The organism is Rhizobium herbae (genome assembly GCF_017873135.1).
In the GTDB taxonomy this organism is placed as follows: Bacteria; Pseudomonadota; Alphaproteobacteria; order Rhizobiales; family Rhizobiaceae; genus Pararhizobium; species Pararhizobium herbae.
In genome coordinates this window covers 45080-70290 of record NZ_JAGGJV010000012.1, presented here as the reverse complement: position 1 = coordinate 70290, position 25211 = coordinate 45080, and the positions used below count along the sequence as shown (strand labels likewise).

The 25211-nt window shown below is 58.6% G+C and carries 22 protein-coding genes and 1 pseudogene; 14 read left to right on the top strand and 9 right to left on the bottom strand.

What is annotated here, in order from left to right; all coding sequences use genetic code 11:
• Positions 1–75 precede the first annotated feature (75 nt).
• Both J2Z75_RS26370 and J2Z75_RS26365 read right to left on the bottom strand, forming a co-directional pair.
• Positions 76–267, bottom strand: a complete 192-nt coding sequence (locus J2Z75_RS26370) for a DUF2735 domain-containing protein (RefSeq protein ID WP_209856555.1) — start codon at positions 265–267, stop codon at positions 76–78.
• A gap of 177 nt (positions 268–444) precedes the next feature.
• Complete coding sequence (locus tag J2Z75_RS26365; protein WP_209856554.1) at positions 445–717, bottom strand: hypothetical protein; 273 nt, start codon at positions 715–717, stop codon at positions 445–447.
• A 50-nt stretch (positions 718–767) separates the two neighbouring features.
• On the opposite strand from J2Z75_RS26365, the gene J2Z75_RS26360 reads away from it, so the two are divergent.
• Both J2Z75_RS26360 and J2Z75_RS26355 read left to right on the top strand, forming a co-directional pair.
• Positions 768–1808, top strand: coding sequence for a glutamine synthetase beta-grasp domain-containing protein (locus J2Z75_RS26360; RefSeq protein WP_209856553.1), 1041 nt, complete (start codon positions 768–770; stop codon positions 1806–1808).
• A 194-nt stretch (positions 1809–2002) separates the two neighbouring features.
• On the top strand, positions 2003–3220 hold the full coding sequence (locus tag J2Z75_RS26355) for an adenylate/guanylate cyclase domain-containing protein (protein ID WP_209856552.1): 1218 nt from the start codon (positions 2003–2005) through the stop codon (positions 3218–3220).
• 9 nt (positions 3221–3229) lie between these two features.
• Here the strand turns inward: J2Z75_RS26355 and J2Z75_RS26350 are convergent, their stop codons facing one another.
• From J2Z75_RS26350 to J2Z75_RS26340, 3 genes are all read right to left on the bottom strand, one after another.
• Complete coding sequence (locus tag J2Z75_RS26350; RefSeq protein WP_209856550.1) at positions 3230–4534, bottom strand: O-antigen ligase family protein; 1305 nt, start codon at positions 4532–4534, stop codon at positions 3230–3232.
• 10 nt (positions 4535–4544) lie between these two features.
• A complete protein-coding gene (locus J2Z75_RS26345; protein WP_234937596.1) occupies positions 4545–5762 on the bottom strand; it encodes a polysaccharide biosynthesis/export family protein in 1218 nt (405 codons plus the stop codon).
• A 132-nt stretch (positions 5763–5894) separates the two neighbouring features.
• The gene (locus J2Z75_RS26340) at positions 5895–6575 is read right to left on the bottom strand and encodes a sugar transferase (protein WP_209856546.1); all 681 of its coding nucleotides are present in this window, start codon (positions 6573–6575) and stop codon (positions 5895–5897) included.
• Between the two features lie 842 nt (positions 6576–7417).
• On the opposite strand from J2Z75_RS26340, the gene exoX reads away from it, so the two are divergent.
• Together exoX and J2Z75_RS26330 are read left to right on the top strand one after the other, a co-directional pair.
• Complete coding sequence (gene exoX, locus J2Z75_RS26335) at positions 7418–7705, top strand: exopolysaccharide production repressor ExoX (protein ID WP_209856544.1); 288 nt, start codon at positions 7418–7420, stop codon at positions 7703–7705.
• Between the two features lie 161 nt (positions 7706–7866).
• On the top strand, positions 7867–8880 hold the full coding sequence (locus tag J2Z75_RS26330; RefSeq protein WP_209856543.1) for a glycosyltransferase family 2 protein: 1014 nt from the start codon (positions 7867–7869) through the stop codon (positions 8878–8880).
• A 34-nt stretch (positions 8881–8914) separates the two neighbouring features.
• Here the strand turns inward: J2Z75_RS26330 and J2Z75_RS26325 are convergent, their stop codons facing one another.
• Positions 8915–9865, bottom strand: a complete 951-nt coding sequence (locus J2Z75_RS26325; RefSeq protein WP_209856542.1) for a polysaccharide pyruvyl transferase family protein — start codon at positions 9863–9865, stop codon at positions 8915–8917.
• A gap of 101 nt (positions 9866–9966) precedes the next feature.
• Positions 9967–10926 (bottom strand): glycosyltransferase family 2 protein, encoded by a 960-nt coding sequence (locus J2Z75_RS26320; RefSeq protein ID WP_209856541.1) that lies wholly within the window; start codon positions 10924–10926, stop codon positions 9967–9969.
• A 115-nt stretch (positions 10927–11041) separates the two neighbouring features.
• Here J2Z75_RS26320 and J2Z75_RS26315 point away from each other — a divergent pair, with 115 nt between their 5' ends.
• The 9 genes and pseudogenes from J2Z75_RS26315 to J2Z75_RS26275 all read left to right on the top strand — a co-directional run bounded on the left by J2Z75_RS26315 (position 11042) and on the right by J2Z75_RS26275 (position 22477).
• A complete protein-coding gene (locus J2Z75_RS26315) occupies positions 11042–12526 on the top strand; it encodes a lipopolysaccharide biosynthesis protein (RefSeq protein WP_209856540.1) in 1485 nt (494 codons plus the stop codon).
• 443 nt (positions 12527–12969) lie between these two features.
• Positions 12970–13851 (top strand): annotated as a pseudogene (locus J2Z75_RS26310) (acyltransferase family protein); the annotation flags it as partial.
• Between the two features lie 231 nt (positions 13852–14082).
• Complete coding sequence (exoK, locus tag J2Z75_RS26305) at positions 14083–14865, top strand: endo-1,3-1,4-beta-glycanase ExoK (protein WP_209856844.1); 783 nt, start codon at positions 14083–14085, stop codon at positions 14863–14865.
• A gap of 89 nt (positions 14866–14954) precedes the next feature.
• A complete protein-coding gene (locus tag J2Z75_RS26300) occupies positions 14955–16151 on the top strand; it encodes a glycosyltransferase family protein (RefSeq protein ID WP_209856539.1) in 1197 nt (398 codons plus the stop codon).
• Positions 16148–17146 carry a glycosyltransferase family 2 protein gene (locus tag J2Z75_RS26295; protein ID WP_209856538.1) on the top strand — a complete coding sequence of 333 codons (999 nt, stop codon included), beginning with the start codon at positions 16148–16150 and terminating at the stop codon, positions 17144–17146. Before J2Z75_RS26300 ends, J2Z75_RS26295 begins: the two co-directional genes overlap by 4 nt.
• An 8-nt stretch (positions 17147–17154) precedes the next feature.
• A complete protein-coding gene (locus J2Z75_RS26290) occupies positions 17155–18090 on the top strand; it encodes a glycosyltransferase (protein WP_209856536.1) in 936 nt (311 codons plus the stop codon).
• Positions 18090–19106, top strand: a complete 1017-nt coding sequence (locus J2Z75_RS26285; protein ID WP_209856534.1) for a glycosyltransferase family 2 protein — start codon at positions 18090–18092, stop codon at positions 19104–19106. Before J2Z75_RS26290 ends, J2Z75_RS26285 begins: the two co-directional genes overlap by 1 nt.
• A gap of 4 nt (positions 19107–19110) precedes the next feature.
• Complete coding sequence (locus tag J2Z75_RS26280) at positions 19111–20016, top strand: UTP--glucose-1-phosphate uridylyltransferase (RefSeq protein ID WP_209856532.1); 906 nt, start codon at positions 19111–19113, stop codon at positions 20014–20016.
• Between the two features lie 109 nt (positions 20017–20125).
• On the top strand, positions 20126–22477 hold the full coding sequence (locus J2Z75_RS26275) for a polysaccharide biosynthesis tyrosine autokinase (protein WP_209856531.1): 2352 nt from the start codon (positions 20126–20128) through the stop codon (positions 22475–22477).
• Positions 22478–22489: 12 nt separating this feature from the next.
• On the opposite strand, the gene J2Z75_RS26270 is transcribed toward J2Z75_RS26275, so the two are convergent.
• Both J2Z75_RS26270 and J2Z75_RS26265 read right to left on the bottom strand, forming a co-directional pair.
• On the bottom strand, positions 22490–22714 hold the full coding sequence (locus J2Z75_RS26270; protein ID WP_209856530.1) for a hypothetical protein: 225 nt from the start codon (positions 22712–22714) through the stop codon (positions 22490–22492).
• 253 nt (positions 22715–22967) lie between these two features.
• The gene (locus J2Z75_RS26265; protein ID WP_209856529.1) at positions 22968–24362 is read right to left on the bottom strand and encodes a pyridoxal phosphate-dependent aminotransferase; all 1395 of its coding nucleotides are present in this window, start codon (positions 24360–24362) and stop codon (positions 22968–22970) included.
• A 140-nt stretch (positions 24363–24502) separates the two neighbouring features.
• Between J2Z75_RS26265 and J2Z75_RS26260 the strand changes: the two genes are divergently transcribed.
• Positions 24503–25207 carry a GntR family transcriptional regulator gene (locus J2Z75_RS26260; RefSeq protein WP_209856528.1) on the top strand — a complete coding sequence of 235 codons (705 nt, stop codon included), beginning with the start codon at positions 24503–24505 and terminating at the stop codon, positions 25205–25207.
• The last annotated feature ends 4 nt before the right edge of the window (positions 25208–25211 follow it).

Sequence of the window (25211 nt, the reverse complement as noted above, 5' to 3'; positions counted from 1 at the left end):
TATTCAACGCGCAAACTCCGCGCTCTCGCGCGGCGATTTCCAGGAAAGCGGCAACCGAGGCTACCGCCTGCACATTCAGGACTTCGGCGTCTGCTCCTCACGGATGGCATCGTCATGGTACCAGCTGCTGTAATCGACCGTGAGGATCTGCTTCGGCCGAAAATCCGCAACGGTAGCGGCCTGTTCGAAACGGCGACCGCCCAACTTCCGCCCACCGGCGGGGAACTCATAAATTTTGGCCGTATCGGCCGGAGACATCATTGCCATAGCGTCGGTTTTCCTTTTCTCACAGACCTCACCAGGCCCGCGTGAGCCTAGTATAGCAGACCTGCGCGCGATTTGCGCGGATTGATTAAAAAAAAATCAATCAGCCTAAAAAATAGGCTATTTTTTAGGCATCTGAGTTTTTGCGAGGTTTTTGCTATAAATTTTGTGCGTGTGCACTCAAGTCAAATTGTCGCAAGTTCTGCGTAAAATTTGCGCATCAGCCTTCGCTTTTCTCCAAACCGGGCGAGGAACCACGCCAAAAAGATAAAAATCGATGGCCGAAAGCTCAATTTCATCAGTGATTTCACATTTTCCGGTCGCCCGGCATTCGCAGGCCCGCTGAAATCCTTCCCGGCCTCTATTTCGGCAAAAATCGGCGGACGCGACCAGCGCCGGTCCAAACTGGCATGGCCTGTGCATATAGGTTGGCAGCCGTTGGCGGCGCAGCACGATTGGGGCATTCCTGGTGCTGCGCATCATCAACCCATGAGAGGTTAGAAATGACGAAATTTAAGCTCGAGTATATCTGGCTCGATGGATATACCCCGGTACCGAACCTTCGCGGCAAGACCCAGATCAAGGAATTCGACGCATTTCCGGCGCTCGAGCAGCTGCCGCTGTGGGGCTTCGACGGAAGCTCGACCATGCAGGCCGAAGGCCGCAGCTCCGATTGCGTTTTGAAGCCGGTTGCGATCTATCCGGATCCGGCCCGCACCAACGGCGCGCTCGTCATGTGCGAAGTGATGATGCCGGACGGCGTTACGCCGCACCCGACCAATGCCCGCGCCACGATCCTTGACGACGAAGGCACCTGGTTCGGCTTCGAGCAGGAATATTTCTTCTACAAGGACGGTCGCCCGCTCGGCTTCCCAGAGCATGGCTACCCGGCTCCGCAAGGCCCGTATTACACCGGCGTCGGCTTCTCGAACGTTGGTGACGTTGCCCGCCAGATCGTCGAAGAGCATCTTGACCTCTGCCTCGAAGCCGGCATCAACCATGAAGGCATCAATGCCGAAGTGGCCAAGGGCCAGTGGGAATTCCAGATTTTCGGCAAGGGCTCCAAGAAGGCCGCCGACGAAATCTGGATGGCGCGCTATCTCCTGCAGCGCCTGACCGAACAGTATGGCATCGACATCGAATATCACTGCAAGCCGCTCGGCGATACCGACTGGAACGGCTCGGGCATGCATGCCAACTTCTCGACCAAGTACATGCGCGAAGTCGGCGGCAAGGACTATTTCGAAGCGCTCATGGCAGCCTTCGACAAGAACCTGATGGACCACATCGCCGTCTACGGACCAGACAACGACAAGCGTCTGACCGGCAAGCACGAAACGGCTCCGTGGAACAAGTTCTCCTACGGCGTTGCCGACCGTGGCGCCTCGATCCGCGTTCCGCATTCTTTCATCAAGAATGACTACAAGGGTTACCTGGAAGATCGCCGCCCGAACTCGCAGGGCGACCCCTACCAGATCGCTTCCCAGATCCTCAAGACGATCGCGGAAGTTCCGACCGCAGGCAGCGTTTCGGCTGCCGCATAAATAAATAATCATCATGGCGCCGACTTTCCGGTCGGCGCCATGATTCTGTCCGGCTGGTGGTGCGCCACTGGCAGCCCAGAACTCCGGCGGATTTTCCCGCTCCAGGCGCACTAGGCAAATTCCCGCACTGGTATTCCCGTTGCACCGTGACTAACTTCACAGCTCACAGCACCGAACACCACCGGGATGTCGCCATGCAACCTCAATCCAGCCCCGCCACCAGCCTGCACCGCGACAGCGGTGGAGCGCGCCCAGCCGAAAGCCACGACATCATCGAATGGCTGATGTCCGGGACGCGTGACGAACGGTTTATCGACAATATTTTCGTCGATATGTGCGACAGGCTCATTGAAGCCGGCGTGCCGGTCTCGCGTGGCACGCTGCATTTCCGCATATTGCACCCGCAATGGCTCGGCGCCCGCATCCTGTGGCTGAAAGGGATGAAAGAAGCGGAAATCCAGACGTTTGGCTATGGCGTCGAGGACACGGCCCAGTACCGCAACAGCCCAATCAACGAACTCAACAGCGGTGCGAGCGTTGTCCGTCAGCACCTTGAACCCGGGTTCGGAGCCTCTTCCCCGTACCCGCTCTATGACGAACTGCGCGCCGGGGGGCACACCGACTACATCGCCTGGCCGCTGAAGCACACGCTGGGCAAACACCATATCATCAGCTTTGCAAGCGACAGACCGGGAGGATTCAACGACAGCGACATCGCGTTTCTGACCGATCTTCTACCCGCCTTTGCGCTGGTCAGCGAAATCCGCCTGAAGAACCGGCTTGCTCGGACACTGCTCGAAACCTATGTCGGGCCGCATGCCAGCGAACAGATTCTCGCCGGTGCGACGACGCGTGGCAGCGGCGTGACGGTGGGTGCGGCGATCCTTATCTGCGATCTGCGCGACTTTACCGGCATATCGGACATGTGGCCGCGCGATGATGTCATCGAGCTGCTGAACGGTTACTTCGACGCCATGGCAGAACCGATAGAACGGCATGGCGGCGAAATCCTGAAATTCATGGGCGACGGCCTTCTGGCGATCTTTCCACTCAGCAATACGAATGCCTGCCAGGACCTCCTCAGCGCCATCCGCGAAGCCCAGACCGCCGTGGCATCGCTCAACGAGGAGAATCTGAAAAAAGGGCATGCGGCCCTCGGCTATGGTATCGGCGTCCATGTGGGCGACGTCATGTACGGCAACATCGGCTCCCGCAGCCGACTCGACTTCACTGTCATCGGCCCGACCGTCAACATCGCCTCGCGCCTCGAAAGCCTGACCAAGGAGATCAAACGTCCCGTTCTGCTTTCACGGGCGTTCGTGGAGATGGCGGGATGCGAAGCAAAACTGGACCATCTCGGCTCCCACCTGTTGAGGGGTCTCAGCGAGCCTATCGATGTCTTTGCATTTTGAGGGGGTCGTCTATCTGTTCGGGTAGGCGGAAGCCGCACCAATTGGATTGATCATCGACCGCATCGCTTCCCCAGTGACGTCCAATGTTTGATACGAAACCTGTTGAGAGGCAGGCATGGTCAGCCTCCCGGCAGCGATGTAGAGCAGAAACGAGCCGATCTGATAGGGGAAGATGACATCGATTTCGGCAAAGGCGCGCACCAAAAGCAAGGCGGAAATGCCGAACATCACGAGAGGCTCGGAGCCTCGCACCTGCGTCAGCACTCTTTTCAGATGCCCAAACAGACCGGCAAGAAGAAGAATTGTCAGCAGAAAAACGCCGATTCCGCCCGTCTCCACCATCGTTTCGATGAACGTATTGTGAAAGTGAAAGCCGCTGCGTGAGCCGATGAAGAACTCCTCCCAGAGCCGCTCCGGCTCGGAAAAACCCTGGACCCAGTAAGCCTGATAACCGACGCCGATCACCGGCGATGCCATCGCGGCCTCGATCCCCTGTTGCCAGAGATAGGTGCGTCCGGTGAGTGTCGAATCCTTGCCGAAGGCGCCGAGAATGCTGTCGATCGCGCCGCCGTAGACGGCGCCGACCACCGTCAAGACGCCGAAGACGGCTGCCGCGATGAACAGCAGTTTCCGGTTTCTTGGCGGAAGCAGCGAAAATACGCGCAGGCCGACACACAGGCCGACAACGGCCGCTGTGGTCAGAACGGACGTGGCGGACTGGGAGGCAAACAGGCAATAGGCAGCAAGGAGGCCGGCCGCGCCACAGATCGCAAGCCAGATACCACGCTGCCCGAGCAGGAAAACAGCCGCAAAACTGAAGAAGATCGCAAGCGAAGCGTAAAAGCCGAGCTGGTTCTTGGAGGCAAAGGCACCGACGAAGCTGACCGTCCCGTCTAGCGGGTCGACATGATAGACGCCGAACAGCAATGAATAGAGCAGCACGACGGCGGCACCCGCGACCGAACCAAGCGTCAGGGTTCGGGTATCCAGCGTCCGCATGGCGACCAGCGCGCAAATGACGTGGGAAAGATACTGTACGCCGGCTCTTGCGGTCGTACCGGGCGCTGCCGACCAGAAAACCGAGAGGCAGGCGAAGATCACAAACGCGAAGATCCAGCCATATTTGAGGTAATTTCCCAGCACCCGCCGGTAGTCGATCAGGACCAGAGGCAGCCAGACGGCATAATAAAGCAGGATCGAGACCTGGCCGAAACGCCCGGAATAGGCGAAGACAAAGTAGGAAACAGCGAGGGCGAAAACTCCGTAGACAAAGTTTTCGCCCGGGGTCACCAGATTGGCCTTTGCGATCTTCATGCCAACCGCCTTACTGCGTATTGAGCGTGGGTTCGACCTTCACAACATCACCCGGCTGCACGGGCGTACCCTCGTCTGCCGCGATTTTCGTTGATCTTCCATCCTTCTGGCGGATGATAGAATAGCTGATGTTTGCGGCAACGCCAGCCCGGGGCGTTTGCGACGCGTCGGCCGATTGAACGAGCGCTTCCGTCATCAGGTCGCGGCTTGTAATCAGCTTCAGGGAAAGCGTATCGAGTTCGGATTCGGTATTCTGCAGTTCCTGGGCGAGTTGCGCATCCCAGTCGTTGCGCAGGTTGGTTTCGTCCTGGCTCGCCTTGCTGACGTCCTGCTTGGCTTTGAGCGAAGCGGTGTCGATATCGAGCAGGGCGGCTTGAAGGTCGGCGACCCGCTGTTCGATGGAGAGCTTGCGGGCGCTGAGCGCCAGCCCCTTTTCCGCCAGAACGTCGACGCGCCCCTTGTCCTCGAGGACGAGTTCCAATTGCCGGGTCTGTGTGACCGACTTCTTGCCGAGCGCCTCGATTTCGCTCTGCAGAAGCGCTTTCAGTTCGGCCAGCGCCGTCAGCTGGAGTTTCAGCCGCTTGTCGCGGGAGATCATCAGGGCCTTCTCGCTTTCGACGAGCCCCGCAGCATCCGCAGCACCTTTCAATTCGGGAGGGACGACGATATCGTTCTTCTCGGCAATTTCCGCCTGCAACCGCGCGCGCCGGACGAGCAACCGGTTTCTTTCGGCGATCTGCACGGAGGAATCCCCCTGAGCATTGATGAAGTCGCGCGCAAAGCGCTGGCCGCTTTCGGCCCGGCGCAGGCCGCCACCAAGGCTGACAGCCTTGAGAACCGTCATGTCGGGCGCGAAGGGATATTCGCCGGGCGTCTGAACGTCGCCGGCCAGATAGATCGGCCGGTACTGGGCAAGCTCAACGGAGGCCGACGGGCGATCGGGCAAACCGAACAGCTTTTGAAGCTGCAGGCCGACCTCATCGGCAATCTCGGACGTCGTTTTTCCGGAAGCAGGCACAGTGCCAAGGAAAGGCAGGGAAATACCGCCGGACGCGCCGACCGTGTAGTCGCCGCTGATGGCAGACCAGTCCCTGACGGATCCTTCTGCTGTCTGCCATTCCGCGACGCGTATTCTCAACTTGTCCATGGCACCGAGCGTATAGTCGTCGGCGACGGCCGCGTGGATGCCCGAAACGCTGATTGCGATGGCGAGTGCGGAAAGACGCATTGCGCTCCAGGCCTTGCTGCCAAGAGCGGGAAGTCCTTTGCAGAGACTTCTTTTCATGAAGATTCCTCACTTAATAACAAAGCCGATCCCGGCGTTATGACGGAAGCGGCTTATTCGAGCTGACGACTGTGATCAGTAACTGCCCCGGGAAAGGCAGACAGCAGGAATTGTCTTGGCAACGATGACCACATCGTTGATGAGCGACCAGTTGGTCACGTAATGCGTATCGAAGGCGATACGCGCGGCGTAGGAAACATCATTGCGTCCGCTGACCTGCCACAGACCAGTCAGACCGGGGCGTGACTGCAAGTAGAAGACTGCTGAATGCTCATAAAGTTCGAGTTCGTCTTCGACGACGGGACGTGGGCCGACAACACTCATTTCACCGCGGATGATGTTGATGAGCTGTGGCAGTTCATCCAGGCTCAGTTTGCGCAGAACACTTCCAACGGTTGTTACACGCGGGTCGTCCTGCAGTTTGCGGGTCTTCTGCCACTCCTCGTATGCCTTGGGATTCTTTTGCAGATGGTCTTGCAATATCCTGTCGGCGTCCGGCGCCATTGTCCGGAACTTGAGGCAATGGAAGAAGCGGCCATTATGGCCGACGCGACGATGTCCATAAAACACCTTGCCACCATCGGAAAACTTCACCAGCGCCATGAGAAGCAGAAAGAGCGGGCTGAAAAAGATAAGCGCCAATGATGCGGCAAAGATATCGAAGCCCCTTTTTGATATTCCCCCTATCGGCCGGTGTCCCCCGGATTCGATGTTCGTAAAATACGGCGAGCTTGCCGATCGAGTCGCAGACTTCATGGGAGATAACTCCATTTGGGTTGGCGATTGGTCGGGTCCCCTGAGGGCACATGGGTTCAATTGCGGTTCAATTGCATGTGAGAGTGTAGAGGCAGAATTTGATTTTTAAAGGCAAGGATTAGCCCTCCCCCTCCATATCGGCGGACGCGGGGCCAAGCTGAGAATCAAAAACACAATTATTAATTCAAACGATCGCCGATCGTCTCCATGCCACCTAAATGCAAACTCGGTAAAATACGAATTTTACCCAGAATCCGGAGAGGGCGATGTAGACATAATCATCTTTTAAATCGAATTAGGTCGGATTATATATTTAATACCTCTTATAATATCGATTATATACGTCACTTCCTTTTGAGAGTGTAAAAAGTTTGCACCGCACCATTTTTTTTGCACTGCACAGTTTTTTATTAATGATCGCTAATTTTGTAACAAAAGTTGATCGCGAAGGCGTGTTTATGGCGACCTAATGATTGAGACCGCCGCGACGAGACGCCCCGGTTGCGCCATATAAGGCGATGCACCTTCGAAATATGGCCGAATCCGATGCGGTTTATATTCGATTGCGTTCGCATCACAATTCGACAGTCGCGGTAGGGCCGGCTGCAACGTTGCCGTGGCGACTGCACCAAAAATGTTACCGATTGTCGCGCAATCGACAGATGAATTTAAACGCGGGCTAAGAATTCATGCGGTAAACGACGTACCCATATTGAAACATTCTTGTTTCGACGGTGGTTGAAACCGCAAAGCATGTTCGATATGTTAATAATAGCCTAAGAGGAGAAGGTGGCTTTTTCCATGATGTCTGCAAATCAAGACATAGCCTTGAGGGCGCTTTGATGTTTGCACCGCGTGTTTTCATCAGCATGATCGGGGCACTGAGCGTTTTTGCCATCGTGACCTTGATCCTGACTGGGTCGGTCTGGACGACAGCCTGGCAGACACTTGTCTGCGCGGTCCTTTTGCAGGCCGGATATTTCGTTGCTGTTCTGGTTCTGGTGACAAAAGAAGCCAAGGATCGCCGCAATGTGATGCAAGGTCAGACGTCGATTTCCGCATCGGCTGCTGACGACAAGGAGCCGAAGGCCCTCCATGTCCGCAACAATCCCGGCCATTTCAACTCCTGAATGCGTTTTTAAATCGTCTCTGGCTGTCTGATTTTTTCTGATCCGATCGCCTTTGCCATTGTACGGGACATTCGCCAACTCTTCGCACATGCAACATCGTGCCTTGCCGCGCGTTGAAAGCCGACCTAGGTTCGGCATGACAGCGATAGAGGAATGCGATCATGAAACCGAATGCTGAAGTCTGCGTCATCATCGCCGCGAAGAATGCGGCCGAGACGATTGGCCGTGCCATCACGTCAGCGCTGAAAGAGCCTGAAACCGCCGAAGTCGTCGTCGTTGACGATGGATCGAGCGACGGCACCGCGGATGTTTCCCGCCAGGTGGATGACGGCACGGGAAGACTGACCATCATAAGTTTCAAGATCAACAAAGGGCCGGCGGCGGCCCGCAATCATGCCATTTCGGTGTCGAAGGCGCCGGTACTTGCGATCCTCGATGCCGATGATTTCTTCTTTCCGGGCCGGCTGAACAATCTCCTGTCCCAGAGGGAGTGGGATTTCATCGCCGACAACATTGCCTTCGTCGATGAGGAAAAGGCATCGACCGCGCATCTGGCGCTGAGGACCTTTCCCGCCGCGCCCCGCATTCTCGACCTCAGCGCGTTCATCGAGGGCAATATCTCCAAACGCGGCGTCCGGCGTGGAGAGATCGGATTTCTAAAACCGCTGATGCGGCGTGATTTTCTGGACGCGCACCAACTTCGCTATCAGGAAAGCCTGCGGCTGGGCGAGGACTACGACCTCTATGCCCGCGCGCTGACCAAAGGCGCGCGCTACAAGATCATCCACAGCTGCGGCTATGGCGCCGTCGTCCGCGGCGATTCGCTGAGCAGCAGCCACCGCACGATCGACCTCAAGCGCCTTTACGAGGCCGACAGGGCGATTCTGACGCAGACCGACCTCTCGCCCCAGGCAAGAGCGCTGATCGCCCATCATGAGCGCCATATTCGCGGGCGATACGAGCTTAGGGAATTCCTGGATATCAAGCGGCAGTCCGGCTCAAAAGCCGCCTTGATGCACGCACTCGGCAAGCCGTCCGCGATCCCGGCGATTGCCGGCGGAATTTTCGCCGACAAGACGGAGCGTTTTCACAGGCGCCCCGATACAGCCCCCGTGGCTCTGGGCGGGGCTGGAGGCTTGCGTTATCTCCTTCAGCCGCCATCACCGGCCGTGTGAGGCAAGGGGACGGGCGACAAAGTGTGATCGCGGCTTAGAGATAGTCGCGGCGTACGCTCTCGATAACCGCCAGGAAACGTTCCTTTCGCTCGGCCAGAGCATTATCGGCGCTGAGTTGCGGGGTGGCGCGTGCCGCCTGCCACAGCGACAGGGCCGATGGCGCGGCGAGCAGCTGCTTTGCGGCAATGCGGAGCGAGGTCTGCTTGGGGTCGCGCACGGCGACCGTCTCGCTGCCATCGATCTGCCGTGCGTTCGGATCCTCCAGAGCCTGCCGTTTGCTATCGAAGCCCATACCCCAGAAACGTGCGCCCTTGGCGATCGCTTCGGCCCGGGTTGAGACCGGAACGTGACGTGGACGATAGGTTACACCGACGGTTTGGGCCCAGTCGCTCCATTTGAAGCTGTTGATGCTGCTTGAGGTCGTCACCGCCACCCACGGCACGCGGAAGGCATCGGCAAGAATGGCTCCGTGCATCGATTCCGCGACGATCAGCTCCGACTGGGCGATCTCGCGAATGACCTCCTTGGCATCGCCACGCGGATCGATGTAGTGCAGGCCGACGGTTCCGCATATGATGGGCCATATGCCGGCAGCCGCCGATTCCCAATGGGGAACGAAGCTCTTCTTGTACTTTTTCGGCTGGTTTTTGAATTCGGGCATTTCGGCGACCATGACGGCCGGGTCGATGATGCCGAGTTTTGGATCAATGCCCACCTTCTGCGCCGTCAGGGGACCGCGAACGCAGCGAATGTCCCATTCGCTTTTATCGCTCATATCCGGCAGGGTGCCGTAACCGAAGCCGCTACCGAGCACCAGCTTATGCCTGCCTTCCGGCAGAAGTACGCGGTTAAGTACCGTACCGACACCGACGAGAAGGGTTTCGGCGTGAACGTCACGAAAGCCCGGGATCAAAAAATCCCATAGCCAGAGATTGAGGTCGTCGCCGAAGTTTCCGTGCTGCGATTCCCAGTAGTAGGGGTCCATGACCATCTCCGTCTGCATTGCCAAGGGACTTGAAAAGACACGACTGCCCGAGCCGTCGCGTGCTTCAGTGGGCGCAGCAAAAAATGCTGCACCTGCGAAGGCTAACGTGATAATTTGCCGACGGCAAGCTGAAGCACACTTTGCAACAGCCTGGGATCGCGCCAGACCCAGCGCGCAAGGAGATTGAACTGCGGCATCTTCCGCCGCTTGACCAAACGCGCCTGACTCCAGAGAGCCTGCTTCCTTGCTGTACGCTTGTAGGAGTGAATGGAAGCGGCTTCCGCTGTTTTGCGTGGAAATCGGCCTTCCATCGTGTCGAGCGCAACCCAGGTGTTGAACTGCTGCGAGAGAAACTGCGGAGAATCGCTATCGATACTGTGAAAGATGTTGACGCCCTCTCCCCGTACCGCGCCTGGCTCGTTGCAAAGGATGACCCGTTCGGCGGCAATGGCGCAATCGCAGAAGAAAAGAACGTCTTCCGCCGCCAGACGAAGCTCCGCTTCGAAGCGGACGCTCTCGAACAGCTTTCGCCCGATGACCATACAGGACAGGTGCAGGAAGCTCCAATCCCGAAGCATGACCTTGGGGAATTCCGGAATTTCGAGAACCAGCGGGCTCTCGGAAAGCCGCGTGACCTTCTCCGTCTTTTGCAGTTCGGCCATGTCGTAGTGATAGTAGAAGGCGTCGCCACCGGTGATCGATGCCCAATAGCAATCCGCACTGAAGCGGGTCATCGTCTCCTGTGCATTCTTCAGATGATCGCTCGTCCAGAGATCGTCGGAATCAAGGAACGCGACAAAATCGGTTTGCGCCGTGACGTTGTTGAGGCCCGTGTTGCGCGCGCCGCCGGGTCCGCCATTCGGTTGCTTGATCACGCTGATGCGCGCGCGCTGCTCCTCCGGCAGGTTATCGAGGTCGCCTTCGATCGGGAAGGGCGACTGATCATCGACGATGATGATATCGAAATTCTGGTAACTTTGCGCGAAAACGGACTCCAGGGCCCGTTGCAGAATTCCAGCCTGTTTCTGGTAGTAAGGAATGATAACCGTAAATTTTGCCATCTTTTCGTCCTTGCGGTTTGTCTAGAAGATGTTGCTGGTCTCCTCCCTCAGGCTGCGCCTCCCGCGCCACTCTCCCCTGCCCCGATCCTCCCCATCGCTACACAGGATTTACGCCATGCCCCCTACAGTTAACGTCAAATCCGTCACGAGCAATGTCGGTTGGAGCATTTTATCCAAGACAAGTACATTCGGGCTTAAGTTTGTCACGGTGCCAATTCTGGCCCGTATCCTCACGCCGGAGGAGTTCGGCGCCGTTGCCGTGGCGCTTACGGTGGTACAGTTTCTGGCCATGATCGGCGGTGCAGGACTGACCTCCGCGCTGGTCATCCAACGCGAGGAGGAGATGGAAACGGTCCACTCCGTCTTCTGGGCAAACCTTGCGATTTCCTGCCTGATGGCCCTTGGTCTTTTCATCTGGGCGGATTTCTTCGCCACGCTTCTGGGTGCCCCGGAGGCGGCTTATCTCTTGAAAGTCATGAGCTTTCTCATTCCGCTCCAGCTTGGCGGCGACGTTGCCTATTCGCTGCTCGCCCGGCGCATGAACTTCAGCAAGGATGCCGTCTGGAGCATGATCTCCGAATCGCTCGGCGCCATCGTCGCCGTCGTGCTGGCAATTTTCGGGTGGGGCGTCTGGGCGCTTATGGCGCAGCTTTTCGTCTCTGCCTTCGTACGTCTCTGCGGCCTTTATGCCGTGTCGCACTATATGCCGCGTTTCGTCTTCCATCCTGGGCGCGTTCTCGGCTTGAGCCGCTTCAGCCTCGGCATGATGGGTTCGGAAGTCGCCAACTTCATCACCTTCCAGTCGCCGATGGTGATCATCTCGCGCTATCTCGGCCTTGCCGATGCCGGCGCCTATTCGGCCGCCAACCGGTTTGCCAGCATCCCGAACCAGGTCGTGCTTTCGGCCGTCATGGGTGTTCTGTTCCCGGCATTCAGCGGCATGATGGACGACAAGGAGCGCCGTTCACAGGCGTTGATGTTCAGCACGCAGGTGACCACCGTTCTTCTGGCGCCGATGATGTTCGGTCTCTGGGCCCTGGCGGAACCGGCCATGCGCGTGCTCTTCGGCCAGCAATGGGCCTATGCGTGGCCGGTACTGGGGCTGCTGGCGCTTTCCAAGGGCATCCTGACGCCCTGCAGTACCTTCATTCCCTATCTCAAGGGTGTGGGGCATGGGCGGGCGCTATTCTGGTCGGCCATCATTCGCGCGATCGTTACCTGCGCCGCGGTTGCCTATGGCGCCAGCACCGGTACCCTGATCGACGCGATGATCTGGCTCTGCATCGTCAATGCCGTGACGCTGATCGCCTATTCCTGGGCGGTCTTCCGGGCGGACGGGACGCCGTTCTTCAAGGGCCTCTATGTCAGCAGCCGCCCGATGCTGATGGCGTTGGTGATGGCGCTTGCAGTTCGTTACCTGCTCGATACCTTCGGCTCGCTCATGCCAAATCCAGTCCTGCAGATACTCGCAGGCGCTGTGATCGGCGGGCTCCTCTATACCGTGTTCGTGGTTCTGTCGGAGAGGCCACTGCTGATGAAAATCTACCAGCTCGTCAAAAGCAGACGGGGTGACCGCGGGGGTAAAAGCACTCCCGCGTGAACCATGAGGAAAGCGTATCGGCTGGGTTGCACAGACGCCTTATTTCGATACAGGCAGATCGGCAATTCTGTAAGCTTATAAACCATGAGGTGCAGAATCCGACATTTCCATAACTAATTTTTGCACGGGTAAATCGCTGCCGATGCACTTCTATTGGAATATTCTGATATTCCGCAACACCCCACCCTCATGCATTTTTTCAGGATGCCGAAGGAAAAACGGACGCTCCCGGCAAGAGGTTTTCCCGCTCCATGATTGCGTGCAATGCAGCATGAAATCGAATTTTTTTGCTGCATTGCCATATTTTTCGAGACACACTGCCCTATCTTCGAGATGCAGGCTCAAGTCTGCTCTGGTTGAAACGACCGCTTCGGGGAGGGAGTGGCCCAACAGGGGATGTCGTCTTGGTTATCGACGCGAATATTTCATCGCGGATCAATCTGATGCGCATCTTGCTCATCTCGGGGATTGTTTTCGTACACGTTCCTCATGACCCGCAGACCAGCCCATTTCTCGGCGACAACGGCTTCATAGACTGGATTCGCGTTTTTCTGGGCGACAGCCTTTTCCGCGTCGGCGTTCCATGCCTGAGTGCGATTTCAGGCTATCTCCTGTTCCGCCGGGGGCTTGATGCCTTCGACTACGGCAAGACTATACGCTCGAAGGCGCGCACGGTTCTGCTGCCGTTCCTGATCTGGAGCGTCTCTTTTCTTGTGCTGGTCATCATCGCGCAGAGGCAGGGAATAGCATTCGGGTATCTTCCGGACGCAGCCAATGCAACGCCGCGGGAATTGGTGACGCTTGCGTTTGCCATAGAGTCGCTGCCGATCAACGTTCCGCTCTACTTCCTGCGGGATCTGCTGCTGTGCCTCCTTCTCACGCCGGTTCTGGGGTTCCTGATCAAGCGCTATCCGCTAGCGACGCTGACGGTTTTCTTCGTCTATGCGGTGTTTCCATTCCCGAGCGGCATTTTTCTGAAAAAATCGATCCTCTTCGGTTTCAGCTGCGGCATCTATGCCAGCCTGCACAAGATCAACATCCGCATGCTCGATCCCTATGCGGAGGCAATCGCCATTCTGTTTCTGGCGGCCGCGGTGCTGCTTGCGACCGGCCTCTATTGGACCGGACCTGATTTCCCCGCCTGGCTCGATATCCTGCGCAGCCTGACTGCGATCTGCGGCATCATCGGTTCCTGGGCAATTTCGGCGGTGCTCATTCGCTCGCGCCTCGGCATGCGGCTCTCCAAGCTGGAGGGCCTGAGCTTCTGGATCTTCTGCGCCCACTACCCGCTGCTCATCGCATTCTGGATGGTCTGGAATCGGGCGGCGCATCCGGGGCTCTATCCGCTCTTCTATTTTGCAACACCGATCCTCGCCCTGATCATCCTCGTGACGTCCCACAACGTCACAAAGCGGATGATGCCGCGCTTGCACGCCGTCCTGACAGGCAGCCGTGCCGGGAGCGGTTCCGGCTCCCCGCCGACAAAGCCCGGCAAGGATGGAACAAGCCCCCAGGGTTTGGTCCGACACACGTTCCCCAAAGGAAAGAGTGACACGATGACAAAAACGATCTCCGCCCCGTTCGCCGCCCTTGCGGTTCTGATCGCCGCTCTCCCAGCATCCGCGGTAGCGCAAGACGCAAGCGCAGGCACCTCGTTCGTCGATAATTTCGACAGGATCGATAAAAAGATCTGGTACATTTCGGACGGCTGGGACAATGGCGCCCACCAGAACTGCACCTGGTCGAAAAAGCAGGTCGCTGTTCAAAACGGCGTGCTGGAACTGACCTTCGAGCAGCGCAAGGCCGGCAAGCGCGACTATGCCTGCGGCGAGATCCAGACCCGCAAGCGCTTCGGCTTCGGCACCTACGAGGCGAGGATCAAGACGGCCGATGGCTCCGGGCTGAACTCCGCCTTCTTTACCTATATCGGACCGACCGACAAGAAGCCGCATGACGAGATCGACTTCGAGGTGCTTGGCAAGGATTCCGGCAAGGTCCAGGTCAACCAGTATATTTCGGCCAAGGGCGGCAACGAGAAACTGGTCGATATCGCCGGCGGCGGGAATGCGGCGTTCAATGATTATGCCTTTATCTGGGAACAGGGCCGGCTGCGCTACTATCTCAACGGCAGTCTGGTACAGGATGTCACGGATCCAGCAAAAATCCCGGTTAACGCTCAGAAAATATTCTTCAGCCTCTGGGGAACCGACACCTTGAGCGACTGGATGGGCAAGTTCGACTATCAGGGTCCGGCAAAAATGCAGATCGACCGCGTCGCCTTCACAGCGCCGGGCGAAAAATGCCTGTTTCCGGAATCCATTACCTGCACGCTCAATTGACGCTTGCTCGCACTCGCGACAGAAATGTTGCGACGCACAAAAAACTGAACTAGGCTTGGCGCAAGCTAAGCGGAAAACAGGAAGTTTTCATGCTGGATGTTTTGTACCTGGCACATGATGTGGCGGACCCGGCGATCAGGCGCAGGACCCTGACGCTTGAAGCGGGTGGTGCCAAGGTGACAGTGGCGGGCTTCCGGCGCGGCGCGGACACGCCTGCCAACGACGTCATCGACCTCGGTGTTACCAAGGACGGACGGTTCGGGCAGCGCATCGCCGCCGTCGTCAAAGCTGCGATGCTTCTGCGCCGCAAACTTCACGGGGCACGGAAACCCGATGTCATCATCGCCCGCAACCTCGAAATGCTTGCCCTTGCCAACAGGGCAAATGCGATTTTCGGCAGCGATGTTCCGATCGTCTACGAATGCCTGGACATTCACCGCCTCCTGCTGCGCAAGGACTTTGCCGGCAAGACCCTGCGCGCTACGGAACATTATCTGGGACGGAATGTCAGCCTGCTGGTCACCAGCTCGCCGGCTTTCATCGAGAATTATTTCCGGCCGATTTCCCGGCTGAAAGCACCGACGCTGCTTCTGGAAAACCAGGTGATCGACCTGGGAGACGACGCAGGAATGCAAACCGCCCGCCCCCGTCCACCGCAACCCGGCGAGCCCTGGAAAATCGGCTGGTTCGGCGCCTTGCGATGCCGGAAATCTCTGAAGCTGCTCGCGGAATTCACCCGCGCGATGGACGGAAAATTCGAAGTCGTGCTGCGTGGCCGTCCCGCCTATACGGAATTCGACGACTTTGACGGCTTCGTTGAAAACGAGCCTTTCATGAATTTTCACGGGGCTTACAAAAACCCGGAGGACCTCGCCCGGATCTATGACGAAGTTCAGTTTTCCTGGGGTATCGACTTCTTCGAGGAAGGCTTGAATTCGAGCTGGCTGCTGCCGAACCGGCTTTATGAGGGATGCCGGTACAACACTGTTCCAATCGCCATGCGTGGAACGGAAACGGCGCGTTTTATCAGCGCGAAGCACATTGGTCTCGTCCTCGATCGCGCCCATAGCTCGGCACTTGCAGCGCTCTTTGCCGGCATGACGCCGGAACGCTACCTGGCAGAATTCGGAAAGGTCGCAGCGACCGGCTCGCAAAGCTGGGTCTTCGACCGCGCCGATTGCCAGCGGCTGGTCAACCGGCTGGCAGCGCTGCATGCGAACGACGCCCATACCGCAACGATGCAAGAGCTTTCCCAAACGCACAGCAACAAGGGTGGACTGCTATGAAAGCCGATGATCTGAAGCATGGCCGCAGCCTTATCGTCATTCCCTGCCTCAACGAGGCCAAATATATCGAATCCCTGATCGGCAAGCTCGCTGGCGCGATGCAGGACCTCGACGCCGATCTCGTCGTGGTCGACGGCGGAAGCACCGACGGTACGCGCGACATCGTCCAGCGGATCGCCGGCGTCAATCCGAAGGTCAGGCTGCTCGACAACCCGAAGAAAATCCAGAGCGCGGCGGTCAATCTCGCCGTCGCGACGCTGGGCGCGAATTATGACTACATGATCCGCATCGATGCCCACGGCGAATATCCAGCAGACTATTGCCAGCGCCTGATGGAAGATGCCATCGCGACAGAAGCCGATTCAGTCGTGGTTGCGATGCAGACCGTTGGCTTCAGCACTTTTCAAAAAGCCACGGCCTACGCGCAGAATTCCAAGCTCGGCAATGGCGGCTCGAAGCACCGCACCGGCGCCGTCGGCCACTGGGCGGATCACGGCCACCATGCGCTGATGCGGATTTCCGCGTTCCAGGCGATCGGCGGCTATGACGAGATGTTCAGCCACAATGAAGACGCCGAATTCGATTATCGCCTCAACAAGGCCGGTTATCGGATCTGGATGACCGACAAGACGAGCATGATTTATTATCCACGCAGCACCGCGAGTACACTCTTCCGACAATATTTCGGCTATGGGCGCGGCCGGGCAAAGAATTTCATGAAACACCGTGCCATGCCGAGCATCCGCCAGATGCTGCCGCTGGCCGTCGCACCCGTCGCGGTTGGCGCCTTGCTCGCGATCATCAATTGGGCCGCCGTCATTCCTTTCGGTCTCTGGGCCGTCGCCTGCCTTGGGTACGGCGTATGGATGGCGCTTGGCGAGAAGAACCCTTACGGGCCGCTCGCGGCCGTTTCCGCCATGGTGATGCATTTCGCCTGGTCGGCCGGTTTCTGGCGCGAGCTTCTCGATTTCCGCAATCGCCGGGTCGCCTCATGAGAACAGATATGAACCGGACAGAACATCGCATCCGCATCGATATCGGCGTGTGCACCTATCGACGCCCTGAGCTGGAACAGACCCTATGCTCGCTCGCGGTTATAGCCGTTCCCGTTGGAGCGGAGATTCGGATCGTCGTGGCGGACAACGATGACACGCCAAGCGCCAAGGGACGGGTGGACGCCTTGCGCGCCTTGGTGCCGCACGAGATCGTCTACGTGCATTGCCCGTCCTCCAACATCTCGATCGCCCGCAATGCCTGCCTCGACAATGCCAAAGGGGACTTCCTGGCCTTCATCGACGACGACGAGACGGCCAGCGAAGACTGGGTTGTCCGGCTGATCGAAACGGCGGAAGCGACCAACGCGGATGTGGTGCTCGGCCCGGTCAAGGCCATCTACAGCAAGGACGCACCGCGCTGGATGCGCCGGGGCGACTTCCATTCGACATTCCCGGTCTGGGTCGGCGACCGGATCGTCACCGGCTACACCTGCAATGCGCTTCTGCGTCTCGCTGCCACGTCGCTTGCCGGACGGCGCTTCAACCTTGCACTCGGCCGCAGCGGCGGAGAGGATACGGAATTCTTCACACATATGCACCGGATGGGCGGCAAGATTGCGTACGCGCCGGCCGCCTGGGTGCAGGAGCCGGTGCCGGCCAAGCGCGCCGCCTTTTCGTGGCTCGCCAAGAGGAAGTTCCGTTTCGGCCAGACCCACGGCCGTTTGATCGAAGCAGGGTCCGGCCTGGCGGGCAGAATCCGGCAGCTGGTGCTTGCTTTCGCCAAGAGCGGCTTCTGCGCGATCGCCAGTGCCATCTTCCTCTTCTCTCCCGTTCGCCGGAACCAGTATTTCCTGCGTGCATCAATGCATGCCGGCGTCGTCATCGGACTTCTCGGCGTGCGGGAAATCGAACAGTACGGCGCGGCCGAGGCAAGGTCGTCCTGATGGAGCAACACCCCCAAGCGACATTCATCGTCGCCGCTTTCAAGGCGCAGGACACGATCGAGCGGGCCATCGACAGCGCGCTGGCTCAGACTGGTGTCAGCATCGAGGTGGTCGTCATCGACGATTGCTCGCCGGATGATACGGTGGAGATCGTCAACGCCTACACCGATCCGCGCGTCCGGCTGATCCGGCTCGAGAAGAACCGAGGGCCTGGCGGCGCGCGCAATGCGGGTCTTGCCGCGGCGCGCGGAGACTGGATCGTCATCCTGGATTCCGACGATGCGGTTTCACCTGATCGAACCGCTCGGATGATCGCGCGGGCCACGGGAGCGGGCGCGCAGATCGTGGTCGACAACGTCGATGTCATTCCACTCGACGGCGAACCGAGGAGGATGTTTGAAGACGCGCAGCTTTCCAAGCTGGACACTCTCACTCTTCCCATTTTCATCGGATCGAACGTGCTGTTCCAGTCCGAGCATAATTACGGCTACATGAAGCCGATCTTCGAGCGCCGTTTTCTCGAAGAGCATGCCTTGCGCTTCGACGAAAGCCTGCCGATCGGCGAGGATTATCTGCTTCTGGCATCGGCCCTTGCGAAGGGTGGCCGCTGCGCCGTCGAGCCGAGCGCCGGATACACCTATTATATCAGAAGCGGCTCCATCTCCCGGGTGCTGAAGCTGCATCAGGTGGATGCGATGCTGGCCGCCGATGCAGAGTTTCTGAAAAACCACCGACTGGATGCGGCATCGATGGCGGCCCAGGAAAGGCGTCACCGCAGCATCGAGGATGCGCGGTCCTTCATCATCCTGGTCGACCAGATCAAGGCACGGTCCCTTTCCGGCGCGGTCAAGACCGCGTGGAAGAATCCGGCGGCGATTCGTCATCTTCGGATGCCCATTGCCGTCAGACTGCGGCGCCTGATGGCGCCGTTCAACGCAATTCGCCCTTTCGGTACCCAGCCGAAAACGATGAATAGAACCACCCCGGGCAACAGCCCGCACAAAAGCAAAGGATAGTTCTATGGCTCCTATCAGATCCGTTCGCAAAGCCGTTATTCCCGTGGCCGGAAACGGCACGCGATTCCTGCCCGCAACCAAGGCTATGCCGAAGGAAATGCTGACCATCGTCGACCGTCCCGTCGTGCAATATGCCGTCGAGGAAGCGATGCAGGCAGGCATCGAGCATATCGTCTTCGTGACGGGCCGCAACAAGCAGGCGATCGAGGATCATTTTGACGACGTGCCGGAGCTGATCTCGTCACTGACGCGATCGGGCAAGGATGCCCAGCTTTCCGAGCTGGCGCGCATGCTTCCGACAGCCGGCTCCGTCAGCTTCACCCGCCAGCAGGCTCCGCTCGGCCTTGGCCACGCTGTCTGGTGCGCCCGCGATCTGATCGGCGACGAGCCGTTCGCGCTGCTTCTGCCCGATATGATTTCCTATGGCGCGCGCGGCTGCATGGCCGGCCTGATGGACCTCTACAATGATGTCGGCGGCAACGTCGTCGCGGTCGAGCAATGCGCCCTCGAGGACACCTCGAAATACGGCATCGTCGGCATGGGCGAAAAAACCCGGCACGGGTTCGAAGTCACCCAGATGGTGGAAAAGCCGCCGGTCGCTGAAGCGCCGTCGACCTATTATCTCAACGGCCGCTACATCCTTCAGCCGGAGATCTTCTCGATCCTTGCGCATCAGCAGCGCGGCGCCGGCAATGAGATACAGCTGACCGACGGCATGCTGCGCCTTTCGGCGGAGCAATCGTTCCACGCCCATCCTTATGAAGGAAGGACCTTCGATTGCGGCTCCAAGCAGGGCTTCATCGAGGCGAATGTCGCCTTTGCGCTGGCGCGCGCAGACATCGGCAACCTCGTGTTCGAGTCCGTGCGCGAGATGGTGCTGTCGCACGAACAGGCAATGCAGGCGGCCTGAAACGACGATCTTCCGCCGGTTTGACCCCTGGCGGAAGATCTGGTCTCACCCCTGACGTTTTTTGGGGTGAGATAAGACTACGCAAAAGGATCCGGAGACCGAACGGCCCATGAATCAAAGACCTCTTCCGTTGAACACTGTCCCGTCGCTGCGAAGCGATGAGTCCGATTCGTTCATCGATCTGAACCGGCTGACTGCGATTGCGCTGCGTCGTTCGAGGGTCGTGGCTGTCTGCGTCATCGCGTGCTTCCTTGTGGGTTCCGTTTACCTGCTGTCTGCGACGCCGATCTACACGTCACAAACGCAGATCCTGCTCGATGACAATCTGTCCAAATATGCCGAAGAAACCCCCTCGCCGCAGAGCGCGCAGCAGGCCGACACGCAGCTTTCCAGCGCCGTCGAAATTCTGAAATCCGGCGAGTTGGCGCTCCGCGTCACCGACGCGGAAAATCTCGGTGAGAACGAGACCGTTCTCAATCCGCCGCAATCGGTGATGTCGATGGTGAAATCGGCGATCAGATCAGCCGTCGGCATCTTCGGCAGCCGGCCTGAAATTTCCGAAGCGGCCGCGCGGGAATGGAAGCGGGAGCTGGCGGCGGCCTACATCCAGCAGGGGCTGACGGTTGAACGGGTGGCAAGAAGCTCGGTTGTCTCGCTGTCCTACAAATCGACCGATCCGCATCTCGCTGCCGTCGTCACCCGCGCCTATGCCAACGCCTATCTGACCGATCAGCTGAATGCGAATTTCGACGCCACCGAACGCGCTTCCGTCTGGCTGCAGGAACGATTGACCGATCTGCGCCAGCGCGCGCAGGCTGCCTCGCTGGACGCGGAAAAGTTCAAGGCGGACAATGGCCTGACCTCGACCCGGGGCGAGCTGATGTCCGAGCAGCAGCTGTCTGATCTGAACAGCCAGCTCATCGTCGCACAGGCGGATAGCGCCAGCGCTTCCGCACGCTACAACCAGTTCAAGTCCATCATCGACCAGGGCGCCGAAAACGCCGTGAACAACGCAACGATCTCCTCAAACCAGACCGACAATTCGGTCATCCAGGATTTGCGGACACGCTACCTGACGGTGAGCAAACGCGAACAGGTCATCGTCCAGAATTTCTCCGCCGATCATCCCCAGGCGGTGGCTCTCAGGGCTGAAAAATCGGAGCTTGCCGGTCAGATCTTCCGGGAACTGCAGCAGATTACCGCAAGCTACCGCAACGAGTTCGAGGTGGCGAAGTCGCGCGAGGCATCGCTGCGCCAGAGCATCGAAGGCGTCGTCGGGAGCAATTCGCAGGCAAACAGGTCACTGGTCGACCTGCGCGAGTTGGAACAGAGGGCGACAGCGCTGAAGACGCTCTATGAATCCTATCTCGGCCGTTACGAGGAGGCAGCCCAGCAACGTTCCTTCCCGATCGCAAAGGCGCGGATCATCTCGGATGCCGGCGTTCCCACCTCACCATCCAGCCCCAAGAGAACGATGGTTCTTGCGCTTTCCATCGTGCTTGGCTTCATGCTGGGCGCCGTCATCGCGGGGCTTCAGGAGTTCCGCGAGCGCTTCTTCCGCCTGGAAGAGGACATTCGCTCCATACTCGGGCACAAATCGCTCGGTTACCTGCCGCTGATCGGCAAAAAGACCGATACGCTTTGGAACAAGACGCGCGGACGCCTCTCCAAGGCGGACAAAGCAAAACCGATTAAAACGGATACCGATGGTGATGCCGACATCCCCCTGACGCGCATGACCAGAACTGCCGTCGACGCGCCGCGATCGGCCTTTGCCGAAACGCTGCGCAATGCCAAACTTGCCAGCGACGTCATCCTGCAAGGCCGCCCCAACCGCGTGATCGGTGTCGTCTCGGCGCTACCCGGCGAAGGAAAATCGACCATTGCCGCGAATTTTGCCGGACTGCTTGCCGCCAGCGGCAAACGGACGCTCCTGATCGACGCCGACCTCAGAAACCCGGCGATCAGCAAGATGATCTCTCCGGCACCGAAAACAGGATTGGTGGAAGCCGTTCTGGGTGAAGAGGAATGGACCGCGGGTCTGAGGGTCGATCCGCAGACCCGGCTTGCAATCCTGCCGATCGCGCCGCGCGAACATCTCTACCATACGAACGAACTGCTTGCGTCGCCGGGCATGGAAACCCTGATCGCCAATGTGCGCAAGAGCTTCGACTATATCATTGTCGATCTCGCGCCGCTGGCCCCGGTCATCGACGCCAAGGCATTCTCGCCTTTCGCCGACGGGTTTCTGATGGTGATCGAATGGGGCAAGACACCATCCCGTCTGGTCCGGGACGTGCTGCATTCCGATCCGCAATTCAACGCCAAGATACTCGGCGTGATGCTCAACAAGACGGATATGGACGAACTCGGGAAGTATAGCGATTTCGGTGCAGCGGAAAAATATCGCAAGAGCTATGAGAGTTATTACATCGAGCAGCCCTTGAAGGCCACGCGCTGAGAGTGGACGGCGTCAGCGCAGGCGTGGCTGACGCTCGGCATCAAGCCCGAACACCGTGACGAGACCCATCAGAAAGACCACAACGGCAATTGCGATGACGCAGACCATGCAGACGATCAGGAATTCGGCAAAGCAAGGCAGAAACATCAGGACTCTGACAAATACGGGTTGCGACCTTGCCCAGCCACCCATGCCGTTCCTCATGTAGTTCTCGAAACGATGCATGACATTCGGCATGGGGTGACGGCTCCATCAGTCCTGTCGATCTTTAGAAAAAATTTACCAAAAACCATGGGAGCGCGCAACCAAACCCTGCCTCGAAATCTGCGAAAGACACGTCAATATCGTCGATTTAACAGAGGCCGGGGAGAGACATTTGGAGCCAGCGATACCGTCCGCAGGTAGCCGTAGATCGTCTCTGTTTTGCGTCGTGAAAGATGAGGCCAACGGCAACGCATAAGGCACCCGGCTGACCGGGTGCCTCGAAGTCTCATTCCGCAGCGCTGAGGATTTGGCTTGCCTGCTGCCGCGCCCTGATCTTTGCGATAATCGTCTTTCCGCGCTCGGTGCCCGCCCGTTCAAAGAAGCTTACGACGGCATCGGCGTAGAGCCCCGCGCGCGCTTCCTCGATCGCTTTTGGCAAGGCTTCGCGGAACCGCTCGAAGCAGCCGATATCGGGGTGGGAATAGTTGAGCCGGAGATAGTCGGCCGCTTTCACATCTCCGAGACCATCGCCCGGAATGGCGGCGATCCTTTCCTTCAGCAACCCGACCGTCACTTCCTGTGCGGTCACGCCTGCGCCGGAGACGTCGATCATCATGCAGAACCCGTAAGCCGGACTGACGGGAATGGAGACGCCCTGCGTCCGTTCCACCGTCTCCTGGATATGGGCGTAGTTGCGCCGGATCGTCTCGGTGCTCGCCGCGACATAGGCCGTGTCCTGCATGGCGGCGAGAGCGGCATACTGGCCGGGATAGTTGATGTGGATCTTGGTGATCTCCATCTTCGTCAGGAACGCACCGCGCAGAAGGGCCGGATGCGCCGCCATGAAGCCGACGCGGATCGCCGGCATGCCGTAGCCTTTCGACATGCCGCTGACCGAGACGACGTGGTCCATCGGGTTTTCCTGCGAATGAAGCGAAGCCATCGGAATCTGCTGCACGGATGGATCGGTCTGATGGGTGTTGTGCGTAACGTTGTTGAAGACGACGATATTTTTGCGACGGGCGATCTCGGCGATGGCCAGCAGTTCTTCCCGTGTCTGTACGGTGCCGAAGGGGTTGATCGGGTCGCAGACCACGATCATCTTGGTGCGCGGCGTAATCGCAGCCTCGACCTCAGACGGGACGAGCTTATAGCCATTGGACTCGTTAAGCTCGATCGGCACGATGCGGGCGCCGCAGGCCTCGGCCGCCGGTACGAAATGGAAATAGCCGGGATCGGTGACGATCACTTCATCGCCTTCGTCGAGGAAGGTCAGGTAGGTATAGCCGATGCCGCCTTGCGCGCCCTCGACACCCATGACTTCGAAATCAGGCCCGAGCGCTCGGCCGAATTTTTTCCGCGCTACGAGTTCCTTCAGTTCGGGCAGGCAATCCGGCGGATAGATCGCAAGTTTCTCCGAAGTGGACGCTTCGCGAAATGCCTTCAAGGCTGCTTCCGACGGGCCGATGTGGTTGGCCATGTAGCCCATATCGAAGTAGCCGGGACCGGTGACGTTGTAGACACCGCCGGGCGCGACGTCGTTCCAATCGAGGCCGAGAATGTCGATGGCGGTCTTGAAGGTGAAATAGTTCCCCATGCCTTGGGGATGGTGGAGCAATGTCTTTGCCCGCTTGGACAGCAGCCGCTCCTGCATTTCGACGATCGCAGAATTTTCCATCATTCATATCCCTCTGGTTGGCTTGCTGCCGCCGATCATTCTGTCGGCAGAACTGTCGACAATGCAAAATACATTCATGCCGACAACCTTTGCGCCTGTCAACCGTGCATGCTATGACCGCCTGAAATCGATCGAGAGGCACAATGGAAAAACACGGGAAGCAACCGGGACAATCCTCGGGCGACAACACCGTCGAACGCGCCTACGCCTATCTTAGGGACCGGACGATCAGTTTCGGTTTCCGCCCGGGCGAGCGGATGAACGAGGTCGAACTGGCGGCCATCCTCGGCATGAGCCGCGCGCCGGTTCGCGAGGCGCTGAACCGGCTGATCGTTGACGGTTTGGTGGCTTTCGAACCGAGGCGCGGATTTTTCTGCAGAAAGCTCAGCGCCACGGAAATCACCGAGCTTTTCGGCGTCCGGGCCGACCTCGAACTCTCGGCCGTGCGTCAGGCCTGTGCCGTTGCTTCGCAATCCGATATCGAAATCCAGCAGGCGCGGTGGACGGATGTTGAAACCCATAAACCCGGCATGGCGATCGACACTTTGGTCGAGGCGGACGAAGCCTTTCATCTCGGTATCGCGGCCCTGGCCGGAAATGCCGAACGTTTGAAATATCTGAGAAATATCAATGCACGAATCCGTTTCGTGCGGCGCATCAATCTGGAAGATCCTGCACGCCGCTCGGCCTCGCTCGGAGAACACTCCTTGATCCTCGATGCCATTTCCAGACGCGATGCGGATGGCGCGGTGGCCCTGATGCAGCACCATCTCAGCTTCAGTTCCGAGGAGGTGAAGTCCCGTATTCACGAGGGGTTGGCCAGGATCTACGCAGAGGAAGTTGCGTAAGAAA